The organism is Streptomyces sp. NPDC056600 (assembly GCF_042792855.1).
GTDB lineage: Bacteria > Actinomycetota > Actinomycetes > Streptomycetales > Streptomycetaceae > Streptomyces.
Genome location: NZ_JBHTVQ010000034.1, coordinates 1 through 23,328, shown reverse-complemented (window position 1 = coordinate 23,328; position 23,328 = coordinate 1). Strand labels below are relative to the sequence as shown.

The window sequence follows — 23,328 nt, the reverse complement described above, 5'->3', positions numbered from 1 at the left end:
TGTCGCGTGCCGGCCGGGGCGGGTCAGCCGTCGCGGTGACGGACGTGGACGTGGCCGGGGTCGGGGAACCGCGGTGGCCAGGGCGGCAGGACACGGCCGAGGGGGTAGCCGCAGCGTGCGGCGACCCGGCAGGAGGCGTGGTTGGACTCCTGGTGGGTGAGCTCCAGGGCGGTCAGCCCGTCGAAGGAGGCGAACGCCCAGCCGGTGAGCACCTCGAGGGCGCGCGGGGCCACGCGACGGCCGCGGGCCCACGCGGCGGTCCAGTAGCCGACCTCCCCGACGGGGGCGCCGGGGTGCGGGACGCGCACCACCACCTGGCCCGCGACGCCTCCGGACGCACCGAGGGCGTCGGCGTCGTCCCCCGGAACGGCTGTCTCCTCCACGACCGCGAAGGAGAACCGCTCCCCACGCCCGGCCGCCTCCTCCTGCGCGTCGATCCAAAGGCGGGCCGCGGCCACGTCGTCGAGCGGGTCGGTCAGCCACCGGCGCATGGCGTCGTCCCGGTGCGCCTCGACCAGGGGGGCGGCGTCCGCCGGTCGCCAGGGACGCAGGTGGAGGCCGTGGGCCGGGGCGGGGGAACGAGGGGCGGGGTACGTCGCACGCATGCCCGAAGCCTCACACGGCGCCGCGGGCTCGCGCGGCCGTTTCGGTCAGATCGCCGTTTCGGTCAGATCGGCAGGTCCGCGACGGGCCGGTTCTCCAGCAGGGTGCGCAGCCGGTCCCCGGAGCCCTCCTTCGGCAGGACCGCCAGGCAGGACTGGGCGCGGTCGTCCCCGATCAGCAGGAACAGGTGCTCCGTCTCCAGGTGGCGGGCGACCTCCGTCCAGGCGTACCGCCGCTGCTCGCCGCCCTCGGTGACGCGCACGCCGTCGGCGTCGAGGCGGACCCGCTGCCCACCGTTCTCCGCGGCCCTGGCGGCGGCCCGGCCGGCCTGCGCCCTGGGCAGGAAGACCAGGGCGAAGAAGAGGTAGGCGACGCCCATCACCAGGGACAGCACGGTGACCGAGCCGCCGCGGACGCCCACCGCCATGACCGCGACGGTCAGCGCGAGGGTGAGGGCGAGCCGGAGACGGCCCACCCGGGTGGAGCGCGCGTGGGCGCGGTGCGCCTCGCGGAAGTCGCGGGCGGTCGGGGTGCTCCGGAGGTCGATCCGGTCCGTCCGGGTGTTCTTCTGCCGGTTGTCGGTGGTCACGTGGGTTCGGCTGCCTGTTCTGTCGTGCGGGGGTGGTCCGGGGCGGGGGTGCCGCACCGAGGGATCGACGGCGGGGATGCCGCCGGGGGGACCGGTGGAGTGAGACATGCCCGCCCGAAGGTACAAAAGGGGCACTCCCGGCCCACCCTCTCCTAGTGTGCCCGTGTGAGCGAGTCCAATCCCCCGCCCGTCGCGCCAGGGCCCGCGCGTCGCCTCGACCGGCTCTCGGTGGCCGGCCGGGCGACCCTCGCGGGCACCGTGGCGGCCGTCCTGCTGATCCTGGCCATCGTGTTCGGCAGCAGACTGCTGCGGGACTTCGACTCCGCGCTGCTGCCCTACGCGGCCGCCTCCGTCTTCCTCGTCTTCGGGCTGGTGTACCGGTACACCGTGTGGGTCTCCTCGCCGGCCGCCCGCCGCCTCTTCCAGAAGGGCTGGCGTTCCTTCTTCTCGGTGGAGAACTTCCGCCGGGCGCCCACCGCGGTGCCCCGGATGATCGCCACCTACCTCGGCTTCCAGAAGTTCCTGGGCGCCCGCTCGCACGGCCGCTGGGCCGCGCACCAGCTCATCTTCTGGGGCTGCGTGCTGGCGGCCCTGATCACCTTCCCGCTGACCTGGGGCTGGTTCACCTTCACCTCCCCCACCGGCTCCGGTCCGCGGTACGAGTGGCGGATGTGGGGGGTGAAGCTGCTGACGTTCGACTCGCTGAGCGTCTTCGGCTGGCTGCTCTTCCACGGCCTGGACATCGCGGCGGTGCTGGTGATCCCGGGGGCCACGTACTTCCTGTGGCGGCGGATGCGCGACCGTGGGGCGATGACGGGTCAGCGGTTCGCCTACGACCTGCTGCCGCTGATCGCCCTGGTGGTGATCTCGGTGACGGGGCTGCTGCTGACCTTCTCGGCGATCTTCCTGCACGGTCAGGGCTACGAGTTCCTGATGGTGCTCCACATGATCGCGGTGGTGTTCACCCTGATCTACCTGCCGTTCGGCAAGTTCTTCCACATCGTCCAGCGCCCGGCGGCCGTGGGCATGCAGCTGTTCAAGTACACCGACCGGCAGGACGAGAAGGCGTTCGCCTGCCGCCGCTGCGGCACCACCGTGGACACCGCGGCCTACGTGGAGAACCTCCGCGGCACCATGCGCGACCTGCGGCTCGAGTTCGACGAGTGGACCGAGTACTGCCCGCGGTGCAAGCGGGTGCTGCGCGGGTCCGCCTATCTCGAGAACGTGAAGAAGGGCTACAAGTGAACCGGCCGACCGTTCCGCTCGACCCCACGCCGGCGCCTCCGGGGGCGCAGTCCTTCCGTGACGCGGGCGGCATCCCCGCCGACCGGTGGCACGCGGACCAGCGGGGCGAGACGCTGGTCCCCACCCACTGCTGCTTCTGCGGCGTGCAGTGCGGCATGTACCTGCGGGTGAACGAGGCGGGCCGGGTCTTCGGCATGGAGCCCCGCAACCACGACATCAACCGGATGCGGCTGTGCCCCAAGGGCGTCAACGCCTACCAGCAGATCAACCACCCGGAGCGGCTGACCGCTCCGCTGATCCGCAGTTCGCGCGACGAGCCGTTCCGGGAGGCGAGCTGGGAGGAGGCGCTGGACTTCACCGCGGGTGAGATCCGGCGCGTCCAGGAGACCTACGGCGCCGACGCCTTCGGGATGCTGGGCGGGGCCAGCCTGTTCACCGAGAAGACGTACCTGGTCGGCAAGTTCGCCCGGGTGGCGCTGAAGACGCGGCACGTGGACTACAACGGCCGGCTGTGCATGGTGTCGGCGGCCGCCGCCAACAAGGCGGTGTTCGGCATCGACCGGGCCGGCAACCCGTTCGCCGACATGCTGGTGACGGACTGTCTGCTGGTGGCGGGCGGCAACATCGCCGAGTGCTTCCCGGTGCTCACCCAGTACGTCTGGGGCGGGCGCGACCGCGGCGCGAAGCTGATCATCGTGGATCCGCGGGAGACGGCCATCGCGCGGACGGCGGACATCCATGTCGCGCTGCGTCCGGGCACCGACTCGGTCTTCTTCAACGCCGTGCTGCACGTGATCGTCGAAGAGGGGCTGGTGGACGAGGAGTTCGTCGCCGCGCACGCCACCGGCTGGGACGAGGTGGTGCGCTGCGTGCGGAACTATCCGCCGTCGCGGGCCGCGGAGGTCTGCGGGATCCCCGAGTCCCAGGTGTACGAGGTGGCCCGCATGTTCGCGGGCGCGGGCAACGCGATGGCCTGTCACGCCCGGGGCATCGAGCACCAGACCCAGGGTGTGGAGAACTGCCTGAGCGTGGTCAACCTGATCGTGGCGACCGGCAACGTGGGCCGCCCGGGCGCGGGTTACGGCACACTGACGGGCCAGGGCAACGGGCAGGGCGGCCGGGAGCACGGCCAGAAGTCGGACATGCTGCCCGGCGGTAGGGACCTGAAGAATCCGGAGCACCGCCGGCAGATCTGCGAGATCTGGGGCATCGACGAGGCCGAACTGCCGGGTGTGGGCACGTCGATGATGGAGATGGTCTGGCAGATGCAGCGCGGTGAGATCCGCGGGCTGCTGGGCGTGTGCAACAACCCGCTGGTGTCGCTGCCCAACCACGCGACCGTGCAGGACGGATACGACCGGCTGGAGTTCCACGTCCAGCTCGACTTCTTCCTCTCCGAGACGGCCGCCAACGCCCACGTGGTGCTGCCGGTGACGGTGTGGGCGGAGGACGAGGGGGTGACCGCGAACGCCGAGGCCCGGGTGGTGAAGCACAACAAGGCGCAGGAGCCGCCGCCGGGGGTGCGCACCGACACCTGGGTGCTGTGCGAGCTGGCGCGGCGGCTGGGCGTCGGGGACAAGTTCGCCTTCTCGGGGTCGCGGGACGTCTTCGAGGAGCTGCGGGTGGCGACGGCCGGGGCGCTGGTCGACTACTCGGGCATCACGTACGAGCGGCTGGAGGAGACCGGCGGCATCTGCTGGCCGTGCCCGTCGACCGACCATCCGGGGACGCCGCGGCTCTTCGAGGACCTGCGCACCTACCACCCGGACGGCAGGATGCACCTGCAGACCGTGGAGTGGCACCCGCCGGCGGACGTCTACACCGCCGAGTACCCGCTGACCCTGACCACCGGCCGGACGGTGGCGCACTTCCTGTCGGGCACCCAGACGCGCAGACTCGGCGGTCTGGTGGAGCAGACGCCGCGGCCCTGGGTCGAGGTGCACCCCGCACAGGGTTTCCGCAACGGCGACCCGGTGCGGGTGGTGACCCGGCGCGGCAGCGCGGTGTTCCCGGCGCTGGTGACCGAGGCGATCCGGCCGGACACCGTGTTCGTGCCCTACCACTGGCCCTCGCCGGCGTCCGCCAACGTGCTCACGGTGGACGCGCTGGACCCGCGCTCGCGGATCCCGGAGTACAAGGTCGCCGCCGCCAGGCTGGAGCTCGCGGAGCGGCTCGACGAGGTGCCGCTGCCGCCGGTGCCGCCCGGCCGGGCCTCCTACGAGGAGGTCCAGGTCTCCCTGTCCGACCCGTTGCCGCCGTCCGCGTCGCAGGGCCGCGGTACCGCGGAGAGGAGCTGACGCCAGTCATGATGGGCCGCACCATCTTCATCGATCCGGGCCGCTGCATCGGCTGTCAGGCCTGTGTCTCGGCCTGCCGCGAGTGCGACTCGCACCGCGGCAAGTCCCTGATCCACCTGGACTATCCGCAGGAGGGCCTGTCGACGGCGGCGCTGCCGACGGTCTGCATGCACTGCGAGGACCCGGTGGCGCCGTGCGCCGAGGTGTGTCCGGCCGACGCGATCCTGGTGACGGCCGACGGGGTCGTGCAGGAGGCGGACACCACGCGCTGCATCGGCTGCGCGAACTGCGTCAACGCCTGCCCGTTCGGCGTCCCCAAGATCGACCTGACGGCGAAGCTGCAGTTCAAGTGCAACCTCTGTTACGACCGCACGGCGTTCGGCCTGGCGCCGATGTGCGCCACCGTCTGCCCGACGGGCGCGCTGTTCTACGGGACGGTGGAGGAACTGCGCGAGGAGCGGCCGGGCGTGCAGGTGGTGGACGAGTTCACGTTCGGGCAGAGCACGGTGCGCACCGGGGTGGCCATGGTGGTGCCCGCCGAGCGGGCCCGGTGGCCGGTCCCGGGCGGCCTGCCGGTCGTCGAGGTGAACGGGGTGGACGTGCGATGAGCGTGACCGAGCAGGGCCCCGGGCCGGATCCGGGCGCGGGGCCGGACGACGGGGACGGTGGCGGGCGGCCGGGCGGGGAGCAGGACCACGACGCGGCGCAGGAGGCGATGCGGGAGCGGATCGCCGCGCACTCGCTGACCACCCGACGGGACTGCCTGCGGCTGGTGGCGACCGTCTCCGGCGGCCTGGCGGTGGGCGGGGTCGCGGTGGCGGCGGGCGTGCTGCACCGGCACGGGGACAGTGGCGGGGAGCAGCCGCCGCGGGTGCGGATCGCGGACCGGATCGAGCCGGGGCAGTCGGTTGCGTTCCGGTACCCGGAGGAGGACGACCGGGCGGTGGCCGTCCGGCTGGGCGACGGAACGCTGGTCGGCTATTCGTCGGTGTGCACCCATCTGGCCTGCGGGGTGATGTGGCGGGCGGACCGGGGCGACGAGGGCGAGCTGTACTGCCCGTGCCACGAGGGCGTGTTCGACGCGCGGACCGGCGAGGTGACGGCGGGCCCGCCGCCGCGGCCGCTGCCGCGGGTGTACCTGACCGAGGAGCAGGACGGCAGCGTGTGGGCGTTCGCCACGGCCCGGTCGGGTGAGAACGTGACCGACGCGCTGTGCCGGCAGTTCCACCAGCCGGAGCTGCGGCGGCAGCTGGGCTGTCCGGGAGAGGGTGAGGACGGATGAGCGAGGACGCCTCCAGGCGCCGTTCGATCGGCTTCGGCAGTGCGGGGTACCGGCCTGCCGCGGACCGGCGGCTCAACCGCCCGCTGGACGAGCGCTATCCGCAGATCCGGCCCACCAGCGGCTACGGCGACGGACGGATCCGGCACACGGGCCCCGGTCCGGGCGCCGGCAGCGAGCAGGAGCCGGAGCGGGCCTCGAAGCTGTCTGCGCGGCTGGTGCTCGCCTTCTCGGTGCTGGCGGGCCAGTTGTGGGGGCTGACGGTGGTGGTCAACACCTGGATGTCGGGGCAGGTCGGGACCGCCTGGTGGGGCGCGGCCTTCCTGGTGCTGTCGTTCCTGGTGGTGCTGGGGCTGTGGTGGCTCGATCCGAAGGACCGGTGAACGGCCCCGGGCGGGAGCGGCGCGTCCGGTTCGGGCGGGGGTCGTGGGGGTGGCGGGGCCGGATGAGAGGCCGCCGTCCGGAGTAGTCCGCCGGGCGGGCGCCCAGGCCGCTTCCTAGCGTGGAACCGTGAATCGACCACAGGGGTCCGCGGCGGACGCGGTGACGACGGCGGACGCCGACCGGGTTCCCGGGGCGGCGTACCGGAATCTGCTCACGGCGACGGTCGGGTTCGCGCTCACCTTCTGGGCGTGGAACCTGATCTCGCCGCTGGCGGGCGACTTCGGGCAGCGGCTGTCACTGAGTTCGTTCCAGCAGTCGTTCCTGGTGGCGGTGCCGGTGCTGGTCGGCTCGCTGGGCCGGATCCCCGTGGGCGCGCTGACCGACCGGTACGGGGCCAAGCTGATGTTCCCGCTGGTCTCGGCCCTGACCATCGTGCCGGTGCTGCTGGTGATCCCGGCGCGCGACTCCTTCGGCCTGATGATCGTGGTGGGCTTCCTGCTGGGTCTGGGCGGCACCACCTTCGCCATCGGCATTCCGCTGGTCAACTCGTGGTTCCCGCCGTCGCGCCGAGGGCTGGCGCTGGGCATCTTCGGCATGGGCATGGGCGGTGTGGCCCTGTCCGGCTACTTCACCCCGCGGATCGCCAAGCACGGGGAGACGCTGCCGTTCCTGGTGGTGGCGGTCGCGCTCGCCGTGTACGCGGTGGCCGCGTTCTTCCTCATCAGCGACCGGCCGGGCCGGACCGTGCCGACGGCCTCGCTGGCCTCCCGGCTGGGGCAGGCCGCCCGCCTGCGGGTCACCTGGGAGCTCTCCGCGCTCTACGCGATCGGGTTCGGCGGCGTGGTGGCGTTCGGCGTCTACCTGCCGTCCTACCTGAAGACCTGGTACGAGCTGAGCCCGACGGACGCCGGCACCAAGGCGGCGGGCTTCGCGCTGGTGACGGTGATCTTCCGGCCGCTCGGCGGCTGGCTGTCCGACCGGATCCATCCGGCGATCGTGACGGCCTGCGCGCTCGCCGTGGTGGCGTTGTTCGCCGTCGTCCAGGCCTTCGACCCGCACCTCTACCCCGTGGGGACGATCTGCCTGCTGGTGATGGCGGCGGGACTCGGCACCACCAGCGGCAGCGTGTTCGCGCTGGTCTCCCAGGTGACGCCGCAGCAGCAGGTCGGCTCGGTCACCGGTGTGGTGGGCGCGATGGGCGGGCTCGGCGGCTTCGTTCCACCGCTGCTGATGGGCGCCATCTACAGCTCCAAGGACTCCTACTCGATCGGCTTCATGCTCCTGTCGGACCTGGCGCTGGCCGGGTGCGTGTACGCGTACGGGCGGATGCGCAACGTCAGGCCTGCGGCGTGAGCGTCGGGCGGCGGCGTGCGGGTGGGACGGCCTCGTCCTCGATGAGGGCGAGGAGCGTCGAGCGGGCCAGCTCGGACATGACCGGGTTGGTCTCCCGGTAGTACCAGAGGCAGCCGATGGCCTGGGCGAAGGCCCAGCCCTTGCCCCGGTCCCAGGCCGCGTCGTCGGCGCCGAGCGCGAGCCGGAACGCCTCGCGGGCGGTGGGGCCGAGATGGTTCCAGGCGGGCTGGAGGTCGAGGGCGGGATCGGCCACGCCCGCCTGCCCGACGTCGATCACTCCGGCCAGCCGGCCTCCGTCCGCGAGGAGGTTGCCGGGCATCAGATCACCGTGCGTCCACGTGTCGGGCTCGGTGCGGGGCGTGCCGCGCAGGCGCTCCCACAGACGGCCCAGGGTGTGCGTGTCGATCAGCTCCCGGCTCCGCTCGAGCCCCTGGGCGACGTAGTCGTCGTGTGCGGTGAGGACGCCCCCGCGGCCCCGGCCCGGGAACGTCCGGCCCTCGGTGTCCAGGGCGCGGACCTGCAGGACGAAGTGGGCCAGGTCCTCGGCGAAGGCGGTGGAGTCGTGGACGTCTGCCGCCGTGGCGGTGGTGCCGGGGATCCAGTGGTAGACGCTCCACGGCAGCGGGTAGTGCGCTCCGGGTTCGCCGAGGGCGGCGAACCGCGGGGTGGGGACGCGCGTGGCGCCCTCGATCCTCCGCGCGGCGTCGATCTCCCGCCGGATCTCCTGTCGCTTGGCGTCCGCGTCGTCGCCGAGGAGCGGGAGCCGGGCGACCAGCTCGTCGCCGATGCGGAAGAGCGCGTTCTCGGTGCCGTCCGAGGGGCAGGCACGGACCGGGAGTTCCTTCCACCGGGGGAACTGTGCGGCCACCAGGGCCGCCATCTGCTCCTCGGTGACCAGGAGTTGACCGGGATGCATGAGTGAGGAGGTCGGCATGGCCGCATTCTGCCCCCGAGGGCGTCCGACGCACCCGCGGATTTCCGGGGAGGGACGGTGGAGGGACGGGGCCTGTGCGGCGGGCGGGGTGACTGAGGCCCCGCCCGCCGCGTTGCCGTGACCATGATCCGGGTTGCCCGCGTCACGGCCGCCAAACGGATGAGCCCGCGCGCAGGCACCGGGCGCGGGGTCCGTTGGCGGTGCCGTGGCGGGGGTACCGGTGACCGGTTCGTCGGCCTGAGGCAGGAGGCAGCCGCATGGACGAGACGGTGGACCGGATCGCGTTTCCGTGGGGCGGGCGGACGCCCTACGACCGGCACGGGGTGTGGCCGGAACGGGTGGACGCCTTCCTGGCGGACGGGGTGGACCCCGCGTCGGTGGAACGGTGGGTGCAGACGGCCTCGATCCTCCACTCGGACGGGGACGCCATGGACGTCGCGGTCCGCGACGGCCGCATCGTCGGCGTGCGCGGCCGGGCCGTGGACCGGGTGAACCGCGGCCGGCTGGGCCCCAAGGACCTCTTCGGCTGGCAGGCCAACGCCTCCGCCGACCGGCTGACCAGGCCGCTGGTCCGCGAGGGCGGGGAGCTGGTGGAGTGCGACTGGGACACCGCCATGGAGCGGGTGGTGCGCCGATCCCGCGAGCTGCTGGACGAACGCGGCCCGGGGTCGATCGGCTTCTACACCTCGGGGCAGCTGTTCCTGGAGGAGTACTACACGCTCGCCGTCCTCGCCCGGGCCGGGATCGGGACGAACCATCTCGACGGCAACACCCGGCTGTGCACCTCCACCGCGGCGGAGGCGCTGAAGGAGTCGTTCGGCTGCGACGGTCAGCCCGGCACCTACGACGACATCGACCACGCCGACGTGATCGCCCTGTTCGGCCACAACCTGGCCGAGACCCAGCCGGTGCAGTGGATGCGGATACTGGACCGCATGGAGGGCGCCGACCCGCCGCGGCTGGTCTGCGTCGACCCGCGCCCCACCAGGGTGGCCCGCGCGGCCGCCGTGCACCTGGCACCCCGTCCGGGCACCAACCTCGCGCTGCTCAACGCGCTCCTGCACGAGATCGTGCGCAACGGGTGGATCGACCGGGGCTACATCGACGAGCACACCGTGGGATTCGACGAGTTGGCACGGCAGGTACGCGACTGCACGCCGTCCTGGGCGGCCGGGATCTGCGACGTTCCGCAGGGGCGCATCCGTGAGGCGGCCGAGCTCCTGGGGGCGGCGGACCGCCTGCTGTCGACGGTGCTGCAGGGCGTCTACCAGTCCCACCAGGCCACGGCCACCGCGGTGCAGGTCAACAACCTGCACCTGATCCGCGGCATGCTGGGCCGGCCGGGGGCGGGCGTGCTGCAGATGAACGGTCAGCCGACCGCCCAGAACACCCGCGAGTGCGGGGCCGACGGCGACCTGCCGGGCTTCCGGAACTGGCAGAACGACGCCCACGTCGCCGATCTCGCCCGGGTGTGGAACGTGGAGCCGGCGGCCGTCCCGCACTACGCTCCCCCGACGCACGCGATGAGATGCGGTGGACCAACACGATGATCAAGAACCTGGCGCCCCAGGTGCTCACCGCCCTGTGACCCGGGGCCTGTCCGGCCACCGGGGTCACGACGTCGAGATGTTGACCATCCAGTCGATGCCGAACGCGTCGGTGCAGGCCCCGAACTCGTCGCCCCAGGGCTGGCGCTCCATGGGGACCGTCACCGTGCCGTCCTTCGCCAGCTTCTCCCACCAGCCGCGCAGCTTCCCGGCGTCGTCGCCGGTCAGGGCGACGGTCACGGCGCTGCCCCGCCGGTACTCGCCCTCGGGCGGGACGTCGGCGCCCATCAGGGTGGGGCCGGACTCCGACTCCAGGCTGCCGTGCATGATCTTCTCCCCCTGTTCCGGCGGGAGTTCGGCGCCCATGTCGAGGGCGTCGTAGCGCATCAACTCCAGTTCGCCGCCGAAGACGGTGCGGTAGAACTCCATCGCCTCCCGAGCGTTCCCGTCGAAGTTGAGGTACGGGCTGATGTACGCGTTGCTCACCACGGCCTCCTCGCCCCCCTGCGCGAAACGGACCGGTCCATCGTGCCCCGAGGCGTACAGGAGGACCGGTCCGGCGCGCGGGAAGGGTCCCCCGGCCGAACCCGCCGGCCGCACGGCGGGTCGGGCCCGCCACCCGTGCCGGCTCTGCCACCCGAACGGACGGGCCGGGCTGCGGCGCCCGGGACGCCGGTCGATCATGAACGGGTGATCAAAGGGTTCAAGAGCTTCCTCACCCGCGCCGACGTGGTGGTCGCGGCGATCGGGCTGATCGTCGCGCTGGCCTTCTCCACGCTGGTCAAGGCCTTCACCGACTCCGTCGTCGACCCGGTGGTCGCCCGGTTCCAGGGCGGCGCCTCGATGGGCCTCGGCCTGCAACTCGGCGACGAGGGGAACCAGGCCACCTATGTGGACCTGGGGGCGTTCATCTCCGCGCTGATCTACTTCCTGATCTTCATGGCGGTGGTCTACCTGGTCATCGTGGTGCCCTACCGGAAGGTCCAGGCCCGCCGGGGACTGGAGGTCTTCGCCGACGAGAAGCCGGTGAAGACCTGTCCGGCCTGTCTGCAGGAGGACATTCCGGAGGGCGCCTCGAAGTGCAGGTACTGCGGGACCGAGCAGCTGCCGGTCCGGGTGGGCTGAGGGAAGGGCGTGTCACCGCGGGATCAGCCGGCCGCGCCGGGAGCGGTGATCCCGCGCAGCAGCATGTCGCCGAGGGCCTCGGCGTCCTGCTCCCCGGCGTCGCGGGTGATGCCGCCGACGGTCAGGGCGAACGGCTGGAACGTGACGGCGTGCAGCAGCGTCCCCGCGACGAGGCGGTGGTCGAGTCCGGGGCGCACGGCGCCGTCGGCGGCCGCCCGGTCCAGCAGTTCCTCGAGCACCGCGCGCAGCGGGGCGAACGCCCGCGCCATCCCCTCGGGATGCTCCGTGAGCAGCTGCCGGGCCGGTTCCGGCATGCCGAGGACGGCGTGCTCGCGCGCCCTCTCCCCGCCCCCGGGGCGCGGCCGGCACAGGCGGGCGTACTCCGGCGAGAAGCGGCGCAGACGGGCTGCCGCGTCCGGCTCCTCGGCGAGCGTCTCGCGCAGTCGGTCGGCGGCCCTGCGCGCCGACTTCTCGAAGAGGGCCAGCAGCAGTTCGTGCTTGCCGGTGAAGAGCTGGTAGAAGCTGCGCAGCGACTGACCGGAGGTCTTCACGACGTCCTGGACCGTGAAGTCCCCGCCCGGGCGGGCGGTGAGGAGTTCCAGCGCGGCGTCGACGAAGCGCCGTGCCCGCTGCTCGGCCCGTGCCCGGTCCGGGTCCGCCGGCCGGGCGACGGCGAGCTCGCGCGGGCCGGCGGAGGGGGTCCGCGCGGCCTCGGGCTCCGCCGGCGGAGGGTGCGCTGTCATGCGGCGATCCTAATGTTCGACAGGGACACGGTGCCGGAGGCGGTCGTCCCGGGCGGCGGGCGGCTCGGCGGCGCGGTAGCGTGCCGGAACCGGACCCGGCGACTTCCTCCCCCGGAGGGCAGCATGCGTGATCCCGTACCGCACCCCGCCCTTCGGCGGCTGCAGCCGCTGGTCGGCGTCTGGGACATGTACGCGCGGGGCACGGACGTCGGACCGGTGCGCACCGAGTTCGCCTGGCTGGAGGGCGGCGCCTTCCTTGTACAACGCGCCTGCCTCGGGCCGGAGACCGTGCTGCCCGAGGACTGGCGGGGGCGCGCCCCCTTCCCCACGTCCTGCGTGACCGGGTACGACGACACCACGGACGGGTTCACCGTCCTGTACGCCGACGGGCGGGGCGTGGCCCGGGTCTACCGGGCCGACCTGGTGGACGGGGTGTGGCGGCAGTGGCGGGCGGCGCCCGGCTTCCACCAGCGGTTCGCCGCGACCGTCGACCCGGAGGGCGCCTCGCTGACCGGCGCGTGGGAGTTCGACGCGGACGGCACGGCCTGGCGGCACGACTTCGACGTCACGTTCCGCCGGGTCCGCTGACGGCCCGTCCGCCGTAGGCTGGGCGGGTGCACCTCACCTTCGTCTGCAGCGGAAACATCTGCCGCTCCCCCTCCGCCGCCCTCGTGGTCGCGGAGCATCTGCGCCGGGCGGGGCTCGACGACCGGGTCCGGGTGACCAGTGCCGGCATCGGCGACTGGCACGTCGGGGAGCCCGTCGATCCGCGTTCCGGCGGCGCGCTCGCCGCCCGGGGCTATCCGACCGGCCACGCGGCCGCCCAGGTCGGCCCCGAGCATCTGGACGCCGACCTGTTCCTCGCCATGGACCGTACGCACGAGAAGGCGCTGCGCCGTCTGGTCGCGGACCCCTCGCGGGTCCGGCTGCTGCGCTCCTTCGACCCCGCCGCCGTGACCTCCGGCGACCTGGACGTTCCGGACCCGTACTACGGAGGGGGCCAGGGCTTCGAGGACGTCCTGGACATGATCGAGGCGAGCGTCCCCGGTCTGCTCGCCTGGGTCCGCGAGCACCTGGCCGGATGACCGTCGAGGACGGGCCGGGGGCCGCCGCGGCACGCCTGACCGGCCGTCGGGCCGCCGGGGAGCGGCGTGCGGCGGGCGGGCCGACCGAGGTGGAACTGGACGACGGCCGCCGGGTGATGGTCAAGCGCGGCGAGGACGCCCGGGCGGTGCTCGCCGAGGCCGCGGGGTTGCGCTGGCTCGCCGGGGCGGGGGCGGTCCGGGTGCCGGTGGTGCACGGCTGGGACGACCGGTGGCTGGTCAGCGACCTGGTCGCCGAGGGCCGTCCGGATCCGGGCGCCGCGACACGTTTCGGCCGGGAGCTCGCCGCGCTGCACGCCTCGGGCGCGGACGCCTTCGGCGCCGCCCCGCCCGGCGGGCCGGCGGAGGCGTACATCGGGGCGGCGCCGATGCGCAACGAGCCCGGCGAGCGGTGGCCGGCCTGGTACGCGGAGCACCGGGTGCTGCCCTACCTGCGCCGGGCGGTCGACGAGGGCGTCCTGCGGGCGGCGGAGGCGGCCGTCGTGGAGCGGGTGTGCGAGCGGCTGCCCGAGCTGTCCGGGCCCCAGGAGCCGCCCGCCCGGCTGCACGGCGACCTGTGGAACGGCAACGTGCTGTGGGGCGCCGAGGGAGAGGTCTGGCTGATCGACCCGGCCGCGCACGGCGGGCACCGGGAGACCGACCTCGCCATGCTCCAGCTGTTCGGCTGCCCGTACCTGGACCGGGTGCTGGCCGGCTACGACGAGGCCGCGCCGCTCGCCGACGGCTGGCAGGGGCGGGTGCCGCTGCACCAGTTGTTCCCGCTGCTGGTGCACACGGTGCTCTTCGGCGGCGGTTACGCCGCGCAGACGGTCACGGCCGCCAGGGCGGCGCTGGCGGCCTGACCGGACCGGGGCGTCAGGACGCGCGGCGGTAGACGGCGGCGGGGCCGATGACCGTCGGGCCGAACCGGTCGCGGATGTCGTCCGCGGCCTCCTCCGCCGCCAGCCGGGCCTCCCGCGCCTCGTCCAGGCTGATCTGCCGGGCGACCTGCTCCGCGTCCAGCAGGTCCTCCGCCCTGAGGCCTATCCCCGTCAGCCGCCCTCGCTGCAGCCCCGCCGCGTCCATCAGCTGGTAGGCGAGGGCGCGCAGGTCGTCGTCGTGGCCCGAGGGTTCCGGCAGGCGGCGGGTCTTCTCCCAGGCGCCGCCCGCCGCGAACCGCAGGGTCAGCCGCAGCCCGCGGGCAGCCTGGCCGCGACGGCGCAGCAGGAGCCCCAGCCGGACCACCAGGTCGAGCAGGGCCGCCCGGACCTCCGCGCCGTCCAGGGTCTGCCGGGGGAAGGAGTGGCTCACCGTCGCCGAGGCCGGCAGTTCACGCGGCACCACGGGCCGGGGGTCGATCCCCCGGGCCCGCTCCGAGGCGGCGCGCCCCGCCGTCCCGCCGAGCAGCCGCTGCACGGTGGCCGGCGGCAGTCCGGCCAGCAGCCCCACCCGGTCCACGCCGTACTCCCGCAGCGCCGACGCCTGACGGCGGCCGACGCCGTGCAGCGCCTCCACCGGCAGGGGGGCGAGCCAGGCGGCGACGCCCTCGGCCTCCACGGCCACCACGCCGCCGGTGGCCGCCCCGTCGCGGGCCGCCTGCCCGGAGGCGGTGGCCGCGACCGCGATCGTGGGGCCGATGCCGATCCGCAGGTCGACGCCCAGCCGGGATATCGAACGGATGCGCAGCACCTCTCCGAGCCGCCGCACCTCCTCGATCCGGTCGCCGTCCACGCCGTGGCAGCGCAGGGCTCCCCTCAGGTCCACCAGCGCGGCGGAGGGGGGCGACGCCTGCACCACGGGGGACAGATCCCCCAGCAGCTCCAGGACCTGCCGGTAGACCGCCTCGGGCAGCCGCTCGGGGCAGCGCACATGCATCACGCACCCCGTGCCGGTTCCGGTCCCGCCGCTGCTGGTCATCGTTCCCACCTCCCCCACCACGTTATCGAACTAGAATTCGAACACGCGAATCGTTTACGCCCCCCAGAAGTCGATCTCCTTGCTCTCCAGGGTCCCGGCCACGCGGCCGGGCGCCTTCTGGAAGGACCAGTAGAGGTTGGTGTGCGCGACGACCTCGGCAGGGGCGGGCGCGCCCCACCGGGTGAGGTCCACGGTGGTGTGCGCGTCCGAGACGAGCATCGCGTCGTAGCCCCGGGCCAGGGCGCCGTGCAGGGTCGAGCGGACGCACATGTCCGTCTGGGCCCCGGTGACGAAGAGCCGCGCCACTCCGCGCTCGGCCAGCACCGCGTCGAGCCGGGTGGCCTCGAACGCGTCCCCGTACTCCTTCTCCACCACCGGCTCACCCGCGGCCGGGCGGAGCTCCGGCACGATCTGCCAGCCGTCGCCGCCCGCCGGCATGTCCTCGCTCTGGTGCCGCACCCAGACCACCGGCACCCGCTCGGCGCGGGCCTTCTCCACCAGCGCGCCGATCACCCCCACCACCGCGTCGCGCTCGTACGCCTCCGCGACCACGGCGTTCTGCACGTCGACGACCAGTAACCCGCTCTTCAGGCGGCCTTCGAGAGTGCTCATGAAGGCTCCCCACCTCGATCCCACGTTCCGACTTGTGACCGGGACCACACTACTGGCCGTCGCCGACAACGCCCCTGGCCCAGCACTCCGCGGTGAGAGGACAGGGCGCAGGACTCCGGGCTCCGGGCTCAGACGGCGGGCAGGATCCGCCCGGTGACCGACCCGAACCCGATCCGCACTCCGCCCGCGCCCGGTGCGGTGGCGCTGATCGTGACCTCGTCGCCGTCCTCCAGGAAGGTCCGCACCGTGCCGTCGGGCAGCTCGACGGGCTCCGCCCCGCCCCAGCTCAGCTCCATCAGCGAGCCCCGCTGGTCCTGGCCGGGGCCGGAGACCGTTCCCGAGGCGTAGAAGTCGCCGGTGCGCAGGGAGGCGCCGTTGACCGTCATGTGGGCCAGCATCTGGGCGGGCGTCCAGTACATGGCCGCGAACGGCAGGGTGGCGACCAGGTGTCCGTTGAGCCGGACCTCCAGGGTCAGGTCGAGCCCCCAGTCCTCCTTCTCCACCAGGTAGGGACGCAGCTCGTGCTCACGGGCCGGCGGGGTGACCCTGGCCTCCTCCAGCGCCTCCAGCGGGACCACCCAGTGACCGACGGAGGTCGCGAACGACTTGCCCAGGAAGGGGCCGAGCGGCACGTACTCCCAGTTCTGGATGTCGCGCGCCGACCAGTCGTTGACCAGCGTCACCCCGAAGACGTGCTCGCGGAAGTCGTCCGTCGGCACGGGGGCGCCGAGGACGGAGGGCGTGCCGACGACGAAGCCGACCTCCGCCTCGATGTCCAACCGGAGCGACGGGCCGAAGCCCGGGAGGGCCCCCTCGCCGGACGGCCGCTGCTGGCCGCTGGGACGCACCACGGGGGTGCCGGAGGGCACCAGGGTCCCGGCGCGTCCGTGGTAGCCGATCGGCAGGTGCTTCCACTGCGGGGTGAGCGGGTCGGAGCCGGGGCGGAACATCCGGCCGATGTTGGAGGCGTGGTGCTCGGAGGCGTAGAAGTCGACGTAGTCGGCCGGCTCGAACGGCATGCCCAGGTCGACGGCGTCCAGCCGGTGCAGGTGAGGTTCGACGCCGGGCCTGCGCGCCTCGTCGGTCAGCAGGCGGACGACCGCGGCGCGCACCTCCTGCCAGCGGGCCCGGCCCTGGGCCATGAAGGGGTTGAGCGAGCCGTGCGCGAAGGTGTCGTCGCCGAGGGCGGCCGCCAGGTCGAGGACCTGTCCGCCGATCGCGACGCCGACCCGCGCCTCGCCCCCGGCCGGGGTGAAGACGCCGTAGGGGAGGTTCTCCAACGGGAAGGGGGAGCCGTCGGGCACGGTGACCCAGGTGTGGTTCATGCGGGGTCCTTCGGGGTGTCGGGCGCGCCGAGCAGCAGGCGCGCCTGGTGGACGGGGGCGGCGGTGGAGCAGGAGCCGTAGGAGACCAGCACCCGGCGGACGGCCGCGGCCTCCTGGGCGCCGGTCGCGGCCGCGGCCCGGGCCAGTTCGGCGGGATCGCGGATCTCGAGGGTCCGGCGCACGGTCTCCTCGTCCTCGCCGCCCACCGCGGTCGCGGTGGCGAGCAGGAGGTTGAGGTAGCCGTGATGGGTGAAGCCCGTCTCCGGCGAGGTGTGGCGGACGGCCTCGTGAAGACCGGCCGTGGCCTTGAAGGGTGTTCCGGCCCGCACGCAGGCGTGCAGGAAGGCGGCGACCTGGGCGGTGTCCGGGAAGAGTTCGGCGCGCACGCCGCCGCAGCGCAGTTTGGCGCCCAGCGGCCGGACGCCCGGGCGGGCGGCCAGTTCGGCGAGCAGCGGGCGGGGACGCGCCTGCACGGTCGGCTCCGCGTAGAGGGGCACCTCGGCGGGCACGACGTCGAGGGCGGCGAGCAACGTGTCGAGTGCGGCCGCCTCGTCCTCGCCGTACGCGGCGAGCGGCGCCTCGACCAGGGCGATGCGCAGCCTCGGGTCGGCCAGGGCCCGGCGGCACGTGGCGGTCAGCTCCTCGGCGCCCAGGTCGGCGATCAGGCCGAGCGTGAACACCTCGTCCTCGCGCAGGAGTCCGGCCAGCTCGTCCACCCGCGAGGCGGGGGCCAGGAAGCGGTGCGTGTGCATCGCCTCCCCGGCCTCGAGGTCCGCGCGGTGGCGCGCCACGGCCCGGTCCATGGGCAGGGCGGTCGGCGGGAAGAGGCCGGCGTCGTCGACGAGGGCGCGCAGCAGTTCGGCGCTGCCGGTGCTCACGCGCGCCGCCCTCCGGACCAGCTCCAGGCGTAGACGCCGTCGTCGCACGCCTGCCCGCCTTCGCCGAGCTCCAGCGGACGGAAGGTGTCGACCATGACGGCGAGTTCGTCGAAGAACTCGGCGCCGATGGAGCGCTCGTAGGCGCCGGGCTGCGGTCCGTGGGTGTGGCCGCCGGGGTGGAGGGAGAGGGAGCCCTGGCCGATGCCGGAGCCCTTGCGCGCCTCGTAGTCGCCGCCGCAGTAGAACATGACCTCGTCGGAGTCGACGTTGGAGTGGTAGTAGGGCACCGGGATCGACAGCGGGTGGTAATCGACCTTGCGCGGCACGAAGTTGCAGATGACGAAGTTGTCGCCCTCGAAGACCTGGTGGACCGGCGGCGGCTGGTGGACCCGGCCCGTGATCGGCTCGTAGTCCTCGATGTTGAAGGTGTAGGGGTACAGGCAGCCGTCCCAGCCGATGACGTCGAAGGGGTGGTGCGCCTGCAGGAAGCGGGTGCCGACGATCCGGCCGCCCGCGCCGCGGTGCTTGACCAGCACCTCGACGTCGGTGCCCTCCTCGCGCAGCAGCTCGGTGGGGCCGTGCAGGTCCCGCTCGCAGTAGGGGGCGTGTTCGAGGAGCTGGCCGTAGCGGGAGAGGTAGCGCTTCGGCGGGGCGATGTGGCTGTTGGCCTCCACACAGTAGGCGCGCAGCGGGCCGTCGCCCTCGGGGATCCAGCGGTGCGTGGTGGCGCGCGGGATCAGCACGTAGTCGCCGGCCCGGGCGGTCAGCGTGCCGAAGACGGTCTCCACGCGGGCGGCGCCGGACTCCACGTACACGCACTCGTCCCCGACGCCGTTGCGGTAGAGCGGGGACGCCGTGCCGGCCACCACGTAGGAGATGCGCACGTCGGCGTTGCCGAGGACCAGGCGGCGTCCGGTGACCACGTCGGCGTCCTGCCAGGCGTCGTCCTTGAACAGCTCGTGCAGCTTCAGGTGACGCGGCTTCATGGGGTGGTTGGGCACCGTGCGGGTGTCCGGCAGCTCCCAGATCTCGGATCCGGTGATCGCGGACGGGATGTGGCGGTGGTAGAGCAACGAGGAGTCGGAGGAGAAGCCCTCCTCCCCCATCAGCTCCTCGTAGGCGAGGGCCTCGCCGTCGTACCGGAACTGGGTGTGCCGTTTGGGCGGAACGGCGCCCAGTGAGCGGTAGTGGGCCATGTCCGGCCTCCTTCGGTCGGTTCTGGGCGGGCCGGCCTCGACGCGTGGCGCCCGGGGTGGCGTGCGGCGCGGCCGGGTGCGCGCGAATCGCTGGGAGAAGGGGGCAGACACGCCGCGTCCGGCATGCCACACTCCTCTCGTCGCAGATAGCGAGACACCCTGTCGTGAATACCGCGACAACACCCTGCAACATCTCCGCACCGGACGCCTCCGGTCAAGATGTCTGCGGAAGTTTTCGCCCCACCGGACGCCACCGGGAGGTCTCCGGGACGTCACCGGACCCCACCGGAAGCGGCATCTCGACGACGTGGCGATGGGGCGATGGGGCGATGGGCGGCATCGAACGGACGAGGCGGCCGCCGAAGCGGCCGGACGAGGGGAGAGGACATGGCCACCGACGGCTCGCAGACACTCGAACGCGGACTCACCGCGCTCCGCCTGATCGCCGGCCGGCCGGAAGGACTGACGGCGGGCGAGGTGGCGTCCGAGCTGGGAGTGCACCGCTCGATCGCCTACCGGCTGCTGGCCGCGCTGGTGCGCCAGGGTTTCGCCCACAGGGACGCGACCGGCCGCCACCGCCCGGGCGTCGCCTTCTACACCTTGGCCGAACTGGCCCGCCCTCCCCTGCTGGACGCGGCACGGCCGGTGCTGCACGATCTCGCGGCGCACCTCGGCGTCACGGCCTGCCTGGTGGTGGCCGAGGCGGGCCAGGCGGTGGCCGTCGCCGTGGTGGAGCCGCCCGGGGTGGGCCCTCGCCTCTCGTACCGGGTCGGCAGCAGGGACCCGCTGGAGCGCGGGGCGGGCGGACTGGCCCTGCTGGCCGCACGGCCGGCGGCCGAGGGCGAACCGGAACGGGTCGCCGAGGTCCGCTCCCGCGGGTACGCGGCCACCGGTGAGGAGTTGATCCCCGGCGTCTTCGGCGTCGCCGCCCCGGTGGGCCGGGCGGTCGGCGAGGAGCCCGCCGCGGTCACCGTGCTGACCCACCGGAAGGAGCTCGCCGACGGGGCCGTCGCCGCCGTGCTCGAGGCCGCCACGCGCCTGGCCGGCACCCTCGCGGCGCCGTCCGTCGCGGGCGCCGGCGACGCGGACCACGGACGGGAGTGACCGTTCACGCGGACCCGCGCCAGGAGCGGCCCCGCCGCTCATTCGTCCGGCGAGGCGTCCGCCCCCGGGGCGTGGCCGGCCGCCGGGGTACCGCCGACGCGGGGCGCGAGGACGCGGTTCGCGCCCGGCTCCGGCCGGTGGAGGCCAGGGGCCGCCGCCTCACCTCCGGGGTCCGGAGGCCATCACCAGGGTCCACCAGGGTCCGCCGCGCCCCTGGACCACTCCGACGCCGGCGTGCGTGTACCGGCAGTTGAGGATGACGGCCCGGTGCGGGGCGCTGCGCATCCACGACCTCACCGCCCGGCGCGGCCCGGCGGGGCCGGCGACGACGTTCTCGCCCACCGGCCCCGGGCGGTACCCGGTGGCCCGGACCCGCTGCCAGGGAGTGCTGCCTCCCCGGCCCCGGTGACTCAGCCGCCCGAGACGGGACAGGTAGGCGCTGTGCCCGGTGGCCGCCCGATGGAGGGCCCTGCGCCCGCCGACGGGCCCGCACCCGGCCCGGGCGCGCTGCTGGTTGACGGCGGACAGGACGCGTGAGCGCGCCGACGCCCTTCCCGGTGACTGCGGGCGCGGCCGCCACGGAGTGATGCCGTCGCCCGGCCGGTGCGGGCGCCCCTGCCGGCCGTCGAAGAGCCAGGGAACCAGGTGGTGCGGGGTCCAGAGCCGCTGCTCGTGACGGTGAGGGGGAGGTTCCGCCAGGGGTTGCCCCGCCCAGGACGGCGTCGCCATGAGGGCCACCATCGCCAGGGCGATCCGCACCGTCGTTCCCGCTCTGCACAGCCCGGCCATTTCATCCCCTTTCGCGGTCATTGTCTTCCCGCGCATCTTGGCACGCCCCGCCCGGCGCGACGGACATCGGCCCGCACCCCTTTCGAGGGATCGTCCGCCGCGCGTAAACAGGATGTATACGGACAATTACGTACGGACATGTGTGCGACCCGGCGGTGACGCGGGTACTCGGGGCGTCGACCACGGGACCGCCCGGAACCGTCGGGAGGAGAAGCGACCATGACCACACTCGACTTCCACCGCCATCGCTCCAACGGGCACCGCACCGATACCCACGGCTCGCCGACCGGCACCGCCGACGCGCACGCGTCGGTGGGGCACCTGGTGCAGCAGGCCTCACGACAGCTCACCGACCTGGTGCGGGCCGAGATGCGGCTGGCGCAGACCGAGATGACGCAGAAGGGCAAGCGGTTCGGCACCGGCGGAGGCATGCTCGCGGCGGCAGGGATATTCGGGTTCCTGGCACTGGCGACGCTGGTGACGGCCGCCATCGCCGCGATCGCCATGGAGTTGCCGCTCTGGGCGTCGGCACTGATCATCGCGGGCGCGCTGCTGCTGATCACCGCCGTGATGGCACTGGTGGGCAGGACGATGATCCGCAAGGCGACCCCGGCGGCACCACGCCGGACGATGGCGAGCATGCGCACCGACGTGGCCGAGATCAAGGAAAGGACCCGGCGATGAGCAATACGCACACCCATCACCACACCCACGCGGGGCCTCACGGCCCGCACTGCGAGGACGAACTCCGCCGGGACGTCGAGGTGAAGCGGGAGGAGCTGGGCCACACGGTCGAGGAACTGGCCTCCCGCGCCGACGTGAAGGCCCGTGCCCGGTCCAAGCTGCGGGAGACGAAGCAGCAGGCCGAGGCCCGGCGGGCCGACCTGAAGACACGTGCCCTCCAGGCGAAGCAGCGGATCGGCTCCGCCTCCGCCGAGGAGGAGACGACCGCGTACCGGCCCGTGATGCCCCCGGCCCCGGGGACGTCCGGAACGACGGACACCGGCGCCTACCGCGTGGATCAGAAGGAGGGGTCCGGCAGCCGGAAGCCGTTGATCGCCGCGGGTGGCGCGGCGGCGCTGGCCGCCTGCGCGGCCGGGGTGATGCTGCGCAAGGGGAGCCACTCCCCCATGGGCGGCCACTCCCCCTTGGGCGGGCGCCATACGGGCCGGCACACCATGGGTCGCCCCGCCATGGGCGGTCACCGCATGGGCCGTCACGCCACGGGCGGTCACCGCATGGCCGGCTCCTCGTTGTCCAGGTTCACCCCGGGCGGGACGGGAGCGGGATCCTCCGGCGGACACGGGACGGGCTCGCTCGGCATGAGGTCCATGGCCTCCATGGGCGCGCTGAGGAGTGGCAAGGGAATGCTGAAGGGCCGTTCGGCGCCGACCGGCCGGATGCACCTCCCCGGCGGCCACGGCAACGTGCCCGGCGGATCGACGATGCGCGGCATGGCCCTGAAGAAGGGCGCCGCCATGGCCGGCGGCGCGCCGTTGGTGGGCGCGAGGATCGCCCAGCAGGGCGTGCGGAAGGGAGGCACGCTCATGCATGCCGGAGCCCGGGGCGGCGGACACTCCGCCGCGAGCGGTCTCAGGCACTCCCTGGCCCACACGGTGACCCCGGACCAGGGCATGGGCCACCGGCTGGAGCACGTCATGGGCCACGGCCACCACCATCACGGACCCAAGGGCCTGTGGCACTGACACCCCGCGTCCGGAAGGAGCCGACCATGACGGTCCGGCCCACGACATCCGCCCTGCTGGCGGCGGCCGTCGGCGCGGCGCTGGGGGCGCGCAGGTCCGCGGTGCGGCGGGCCGCCAGGTACGAGGCGAGCGCCGCCCGCGCACCGTGGCGTCGCAGCGCTCCCGACGGCCCGGTGGGCCGTACGACCGGCCGCTCCCCCATGCCGTCCACGACGCCGGAGCGTCCCGAGGCCGGTCCTCGGACCGACGACAGGACCACTCCCCGGAGCGACGGACGGACCGACGACCGGGGCGACGACCGGGGCGACGACCGGAGCGAGCTCCGCGCCGACGCCCGGACCGATTCCGAGGACCGTCCCCCGGCGGCCTCTCCACCCGCCACCCACCCGGCCGCGCCCGTCGGCGCCCCGGCCGCCCCCGCCGCCCCGACGGCACCCGTCGGCACGGCGGCGCCCGAAGGCCGGCCCGTGCCCGACGCCCGGCCGGAGGCGCAGACGATGGAGGAGGTGGGCCGGGACCTGCGCCGTTACTGGGACCGCATCCGGCCTCTGTATCCCGACGAGTGATCCGCGCGAGGGTCACCCGGACTCGGCGACGACCGCGAAGGAGTCATCGGACTC

At 73.7% G+C, this 23,328-nt stretch carries 25 protein-coding genes and 1 pseudogene; 15 read left to right on the top strand and 11 right to left on the bottom strand.

Going from position 1 to position 23,328, the window contains the following annotated elements:
* Positions 1–23: 23 nt before the first annotated feature.
* A complete protein-coding gene (locus ACFRAV_RS18320) occupies positions 24–605 on the bottom strand; it encodes a GNAT family N-acetyltransferase (protein ID WP_382556720.1) in 582 nt (193 codons plus the stop codon).
* 62 nt (positions 606–667) lie between these two features.
* Positions 668–1,192 carry a YcxB family protein gene (locus ACFRAV_RS18315; protein ID WP_382556718.1) on the bottom strand — a complete coding sequence of 175 codons (525 nt, stop codon included), beginning with the start codon at positions 1,190–1,192 and terminating at the stop codon, positions 668–670.
* A gap of 165 nt (positions 1,193–1,357) precedes the next feature.
* Here ACFRAV_RS18315 and ACFRAV_RS18310 point away from each other — a divergent pair, with 165 nt between their 5' ends.
* The 6 genes from ACFRAV_RS18310 to ACFRAV_RS18285 all read left to right on the top strand — a co-directional run bounded on the left by ACFRAV_RS18310 (position 1,358) and on the right by ACFRAV_RS18285 (position 7,750).
* The gene (locus ACFRAV_RS18310; RefSeq protein ID WP_382556717.1) at positions 1,358–2,437 is read left to right on the top strand and encodes an MFS transporter; all 1,080 of its coding nucleotides are present in this window, start codon (positions 1,358–1,360) and stop codon (positions 2,435–2,437) included.
* The gene (locus ACFRAV_RS18305) at positions 2,434–4,734 is read left to right on the top strand and encodes a molybdopterin oxidoreductase family protein (RefSeq protein ID WP_382556715.1); all 2,301 of its coding nucleotides are present in this window, start codon (positions 2,434–2,436) and stop codon (positions 4,732–4,734) included. The genes ACFRAV_RS18310 and ACFRAV_RS18305 overlap by 4 nt, the downstream gene beginning before the upstream one ends.
* Positions 4,735–4,742: 8 nt before the next feature.
* Positions 4,743–5,342 (top strand): 4Fe-4S dicluster domain-containing protein, encoded by a 600-nt coding sequence (locus ACFRAV_RS18300; protein ID WP_382556713.1) that lies wholly within the window; start codon positions 4,743–4,745, stop codon positions 5,340–5,342.
* The gene (locus tag ACFRAV_RS18295; protein WP_382556710.1) at positions 5,339–6,016 is read left to right on the top strand and encodes a ubiquinol-cytochrome c reductase iron-sulfur subunit; all 678 of its coding nucleotides are present in this window, start codon (positions 5,339–5,341) and stop codon (positions 6,014–6,016) included. The genes ACFRAV_RS18300 and ACFRAV_RS18295 overlap by 4 nt, the downstream gene beginning before the upstream one ends.
* Positions 6,013–6,396 carry a hypothetical protein gene (locus ACFRAV_RS18290; RefSeq protein WP_351116850.1) on the top strand — a complete coding sequence of 128 codons (384 nt, stop codon included), beginning with the start codon at positions 6,013–6,015 and terminating at the stop codon, positions 6,394–6,396. Before ACFRAV_RS18295 ends, ACFRAV_RS18290 begins: the two co-directional genes overlap by 4 nt.
* 160 nt (positions 6,397–6,556) lie before the next feature.
* Positions 6,557–7,750, top strand: a complete 1,194-nt coding sequence (locus tag ACFRAV_RS18285; protein WP_382556802.1) for a nitrate/nitrite transporter — start codon at positions 6,557–6,559, stop codon at positions 7,748–7,750.
* Here ACFRAV_RS18285 and ACFRAV_RS18280 read toward each other — a convergent pair.
* Positions 7,734–8,684, bottom strand: coding sequence for an aminoglycoside phosphotransferase family protein (locus tag ACFRAV_RS18280; RefSeq protein ID WP_382556708.1), 951 nt, complete (start codon positions 8,682–8,684; stop codon positions 7,734–7,736). The genes ACFRAV_RS18285 and ACFRAV_RS18280 overlap by 17 nt on opposite strands.
* A 257-nt stretch (positions 8,685–8,941) precedes the next feature.
* On the opposite strand from ACFRAV_RS18280, the pseudogene ACFRAV_RS18275 reads away from it, so the two are divergent.
* Positions 8,942–10,213 (top strand): annotated as a pseudogene (locus tag ACFRAV_RS18275) (molybdopterin-dependent oxidoreductase); the annotation flags it as partial.
* A gap of 84 nt (positions 10,214–10,297) precedes the next feature.
* Here the strand turns inward: ACFRAV_RS18275 and ACFRAV_RS18270 are convergent.
* The gene (locus tag ACFRAV_RS18270; protein ID WP_382556706.1) at positions 10,298–10,717 is read right to left on the bottom strand and encodes a VOC family protein; all 420 of its coding nucleotides are present in this window, start codon (positions 10,715–10,717) and stop codon (positions 10,298–10,300) included.
* Between the two features lie 204 nt (positions 10,718–10,921).
* Here ACFRAV_RS18270 and ACFRAV_RS18265 point away from each other — a divergent pair, with 204 nt between their 5' ends.
* On the top strand, positions 10,922–11,356 hold the full coding sequence (locus tag ACFRAV_RS18265) for an MscL family protein (RefSeq protein ID WP_382556704.1): 435 nt from the start codon (positions 10,922–10,924) through the stop codon (positions 11,354–11,356).
* Positions 11,357–11,379: 23 nt separating this feature from the next.
* Here the strand turns inward: ACFRAV_RS18265 and ACFRAV_RS18260 are convergent, their stop codons facing one another.
* Positions 11,380–12,099: a TetR/AcrR family transcriptional regulator gene (locus tag ACFRAV_RS18260; protein ID WP_382556702.1), complete on the bottom strand. Its 720-nt coding sequence runs from the start codon at positions 12,097–12,099 to the stop codon at positions 11,380–11,382.
* Positions 12,100–12,222: 123 nt separating this feature from the next.
* Here ACFRAV_RS18260 and ACFRAV_RS18255 point away from each other — a divergent pair, with 123 nt between their 5' ends.
* The 3 genes from ACFRAV_RS18255 to ACFRAV_RS18245 are packed head-to-tail and all read left to right on the top strand — an operon-like array spanning position 12,223 to position 14,044.
* On the top strand, positions 12,223–12,687 hold the full coding sequence (locus tag ACFRAV_RS18255; protein ID WP_382556699.1) for a hypothetical protein: 465 nt from the start codon (positions 12,223–12,225) through the stop codon (positions 12,685–12,687).
* Between the two features lie 26 nt (positions 12,688–12,713).
* Complete coding sequence (locus ACFRAV_RS18250) at positions 12,714–13,184, top strand: low molecular weight protein-tyrosine-phosphatase (protein WP_382556698.1); 471 nt, start codon at positions 12,714–12,716, stop codon at positions 13,182–13,184.
* Positions 13,181–14,044 (top strand): fructosamine kinase family protein, encoded by an 864-nt coding sequence (locus tag ACFRAV_RS18245; protein WP_382556695.1) that lies wholly within the window; start codon positions 13,181–13,183, stop codon positions 14,042–14,044. Before ACFRAV_RS18250 ends, ACFRAV_RS18245 begins: the two co-directional genes overlap by 4 nt.
* 13 nt (positions 14,045–14,057) lie before the next feature.
* On the opposite strand, the gene ACFRAV_RS18240 is transcribed toward ACFRAV_RS18245, so the two are convergent.
* The 5 genes from ACFRAV_RS18240 to ACFRAV_RS18220 all read right to left on the bottom strand — a co-directional run bounded on the left by ACFRAV_RS18240 (position 14,058) and on the right by ACFRAV_RS18220 (position 19,109).
* Positions 14,058–15,098 (bottom strand): hypothetical protein, encoded by a 1,041-nt coding sequence (locus ACFRAV_RS18240; protein ID WP_382556692.1) that lies wholly within the window; start codon positions 15,096–15,098, stop codon positions 14,058–14,060.
* Positions 15,099–15,152: 54 nt separating this feature from the next.
* The gene (locus ACFRAV_RS18235; RefSeq protein WP_382556690.1) at positions 15,153–15,710 is read right to left on the bottom strand and encodes an isochorismatase family protein; all 558 of its coding nucleotides are present in this window, start codon (positions 15,708–15,710) and stop codon (positions 15,153–15,155) included.
* A 128-nt stretch (positions 15,711–15,838) separates the two neighbouring features.
* Positions 15,839–17,035 carry a fumarylacetoacetase gene (fahA, locus tag ACFRAV_RS18230; protein ID WP_382556688.1) on the bottom strand — a complete coding sequence of 399 codons (1,197 nt, stop codon included), beginning with the start codon at positions 17,033–17,035 and terminating at the stop codon, positions 15,839–15,841.
* On the bottom strand, positions 17,032–17,913 hold the full coding sequence (locus ACFRAV_RS18225) for a hypothetical protein (protein ID WP_382556686.1): 882 nt from the start codon (positions 17,911–17,913) through the stop codon (positions 17,032–17,034). Before ACFRAV_RS18225 ends, fahA begins: the two co-directional genes overlap by 4 nt.
* The gene (locus tag ACFRAV_RS18220) at positions 17,910–19,109 is read right to left on the bottom strand and encodes a homogentisate 1,2-dioxygenase (RefSeq protein WP_382556683.1); all 1,200 of its coding nucleotides are present in this window, start codon (positions 19,107–19,109) and stop codon (positions 17,910–17,912) included. Before ACFRAV_RS18220 ends, ACFRAV_RS18225 begins: the two co-directional genes overlap by 4 nt.
* Positions 19,110–19,496: 387 nt before the next feature.
* Here ACFRAV_RS18220 and ACFRAV_RS18215 point away from each other — a divergent pair, with 387 nt between their 5' ends.
* The gene (locus ACFRAV_RS18215) at positions 19,497–20,213 is read left to right on the top strand and encodes an IclR family transcriptional regulator (protein ID WP_382556681.1); all 717 of its coding nucleotides are present in this window, start codon (positions 19,497–19,499) and stop codon (positions 20,211–20,213) included.
* 159 nt (positions 20,214–20,372) lie between these two features.
* Here ACFRAV_RS18215 and ACFRAV_RS18210 read toward each other — a convergent pair whose 3' ends face one another.
* Positions 20,373–21,002 carry a CAP domain-containing protein gene (locus ACFRAV_RS18210; RefSeq protein ID WP_382556679.1) on the bottom strand — a complete coding sequence of 210 codons (630 nt, stop codon included), beginning with the start codon at positions 21,000–21,002 and terminating at the stop codon, positions 20,373–20,375.
* A gap of 219 nt (positions 21,003–21,221) precedes the next feature.
* Here ACFRAV_RS18210 and ACFRAV_RS18205 point away from each other — a divergent pair, with 219 nt between their 5' ends.
* The 3 genes from ACFRAV_RS18205 to ACFRAV_RS18195 are packed head-to-tail and all read left to right on the top strand — an operon-like array spanning position 21,222 to position 23,274.
* Positions 21,222–21,686 (top strand): phage holin family protein, encoded by a 465-nt coding sequence (locus ACFRAV_RS18205; protein ID WP_382556676.1) that lies wholly within the window; start codon positions 21,222–21,224, stop codon positions 21,684–21,686.
* Positions 21,683–22,708, top strand: coding sequence for a DUF3618 domain-containing protein (locus tag ACFRAV_RS18200; RefSeq protein WP_382556674.1), 1,026 nt, complete (start codon positions 21,683–21,685; stop codon positions 22,706–22,708). Before ACFRAV_RS18205 ends, ACFRAV_RS18200 begins: the two co-directional genes overlap by 4 nt.
* A gap of 26 nt (positions 22,709–22,734) precedes the next feature.
* Positions 22,735–23,274 (top strand): hypothetical protein, encoded by a 540-nt coding sequence (locus ACFRAV_RS18195; RefSeq protein ID WP_382556672.1) that lies wholly within the window; start codon positions 22,735–22,737, stop codon positions 23,272–23,274.
* The last annotated feature ends 54 nt before the right edge of the window (positions 23,275–23,328 follow it).

What these genes read in the sequence shown, in the direction of transcription:
- ACFRAV_RS18320 (WP_382556720.1), bottom strand. Translation starts at nt 605, where the DNA reads ATGCGTGCGACGTACCCCGCCCCTCGTTCCCCCGCCCCGGCCCACGGC.
- ACFRAV_RS18300 (WP_382556713.1), top strand. Translation starts at nt 4,743, where the DNA reads ATGATGGGCCGCACCATCTTCATCGATCCGGGCCGCTGCATCGGCTGT.
- ACFRAV_RS18295 (WP_382556710.1), top strand. Translation starts at nt 5,339, where the DNA reads ATGAGCGTGACCGAGCAGGGCCCCGGGCCGGATCCGGGCGCGGGGCCG.
- ACFRAV_RS18290 (WP_351116850.1), top strand. Translation starts at nt 6,013, where the DNA reads ATGAGCGAGGACGCCTCCAGGCGCCGTTCGATCGGCTTCGGCAGTGCG.
- ACFRAV_RS18280 (WP_382556708.1), bottom strand. Translation starts at nt 8,684, where the DNA reads ATGCCGACCTCCTCACTCATGCATCCCGGTCAACTCCTGGTCACCGAG.
- ACFRAV_RS18260 (WP_382556702.1), bottom strand. Translation starts at nt 12,099, where the DNA reads ATGACAGCGCACCCTCCGCCGGCGGAGCCCGAGGCCGCGCGGACCCCC.
- ACFRAV_RS18255 (WP_382556699.1), top strand. Translation starts at nt 12,223, where the DNA reads ATGCGTGATCCCGTACCGCACCCCGCCCTTCGGCGGCTGCAGCCGCTG.
- ACFRAV_RS18245 (WP_382556695.1), top strand. Translation starts at nt 13,181, where the DNA reads ATGACCGTCGAGGACGGGCCGGGGGCCGCCGCGGCACGCCTGACCGGC.
- ACFRAV_RS18240 (WP_382556692.1), bottom strand. Translation starts at nt 15,098, where the DNA reads ATGACCAGCAGCGGCGGGACCGGAACCGGCACGGGGTGCGTGATGCAT.
- ACFRAV_RS18235 (WP_382556690.1), bottom strand. Translation starts at nt 15,710, where the DNA reads ATGAGCACTCTCGAAGGCCGCCTGAAGAGCGGGTTACTGGTCGTCGAC.
- fahA (WP_382556688.1), bottom strand. Translation starts at nt 17,035, where the DNA reads ATGAACCACACCTGGGTCACCGTGCCCGACGGCTCCCCCTTCCCGTTG.
- ACFRAV_RS18220 (WP_382556683.1), bottom strand. Translation starts at nt 19,109, where the DNA reads ATGGCCCACTACCGCTCACTGGGCGCCGTTCCGCCCAAACGGCACACC.
- ACFRAV_RS18215 (WP_382556681.1), top strand. Translation starts at nt 19,497, where the DNA reads ATGGCCACCGACGGCTCGCAGACACTCGAACGCGGACTCACCGCGCTC.
- ACFRAV_RS18210 (WP_382556679.1), bottom strand. Translation starts at nt 21,002, where the DNA reads ATGGCCGGGCTGTGCAGAGCGGGAACGACGGTGCGGATCGCCCTGGCG.
- ACFRAV_RS18205 (WP_382556676.1), top strand. Translation starts at nt 21,222, where the DNA reads ATGACCACACTCGACTTCCACCGCCATCGCTCCAACGGGCACCGCACC.
- ACFRAV_RS18200 (WP_382556674.1), top strand. Translation starts at nt 21,683, where the DNA reads ATGAGCAATACGCACACCCATCACCACACCCACGCGGGGCCTCACGGC.
- ACFRAV_RS18195 (WP_382556672.1), top strand. Translation starts at nt 22,735, where the DNA reads ATGACGGTCCGGCCCACGACATCCGCCCTGCTGGCGGCGGCCGTCGGC.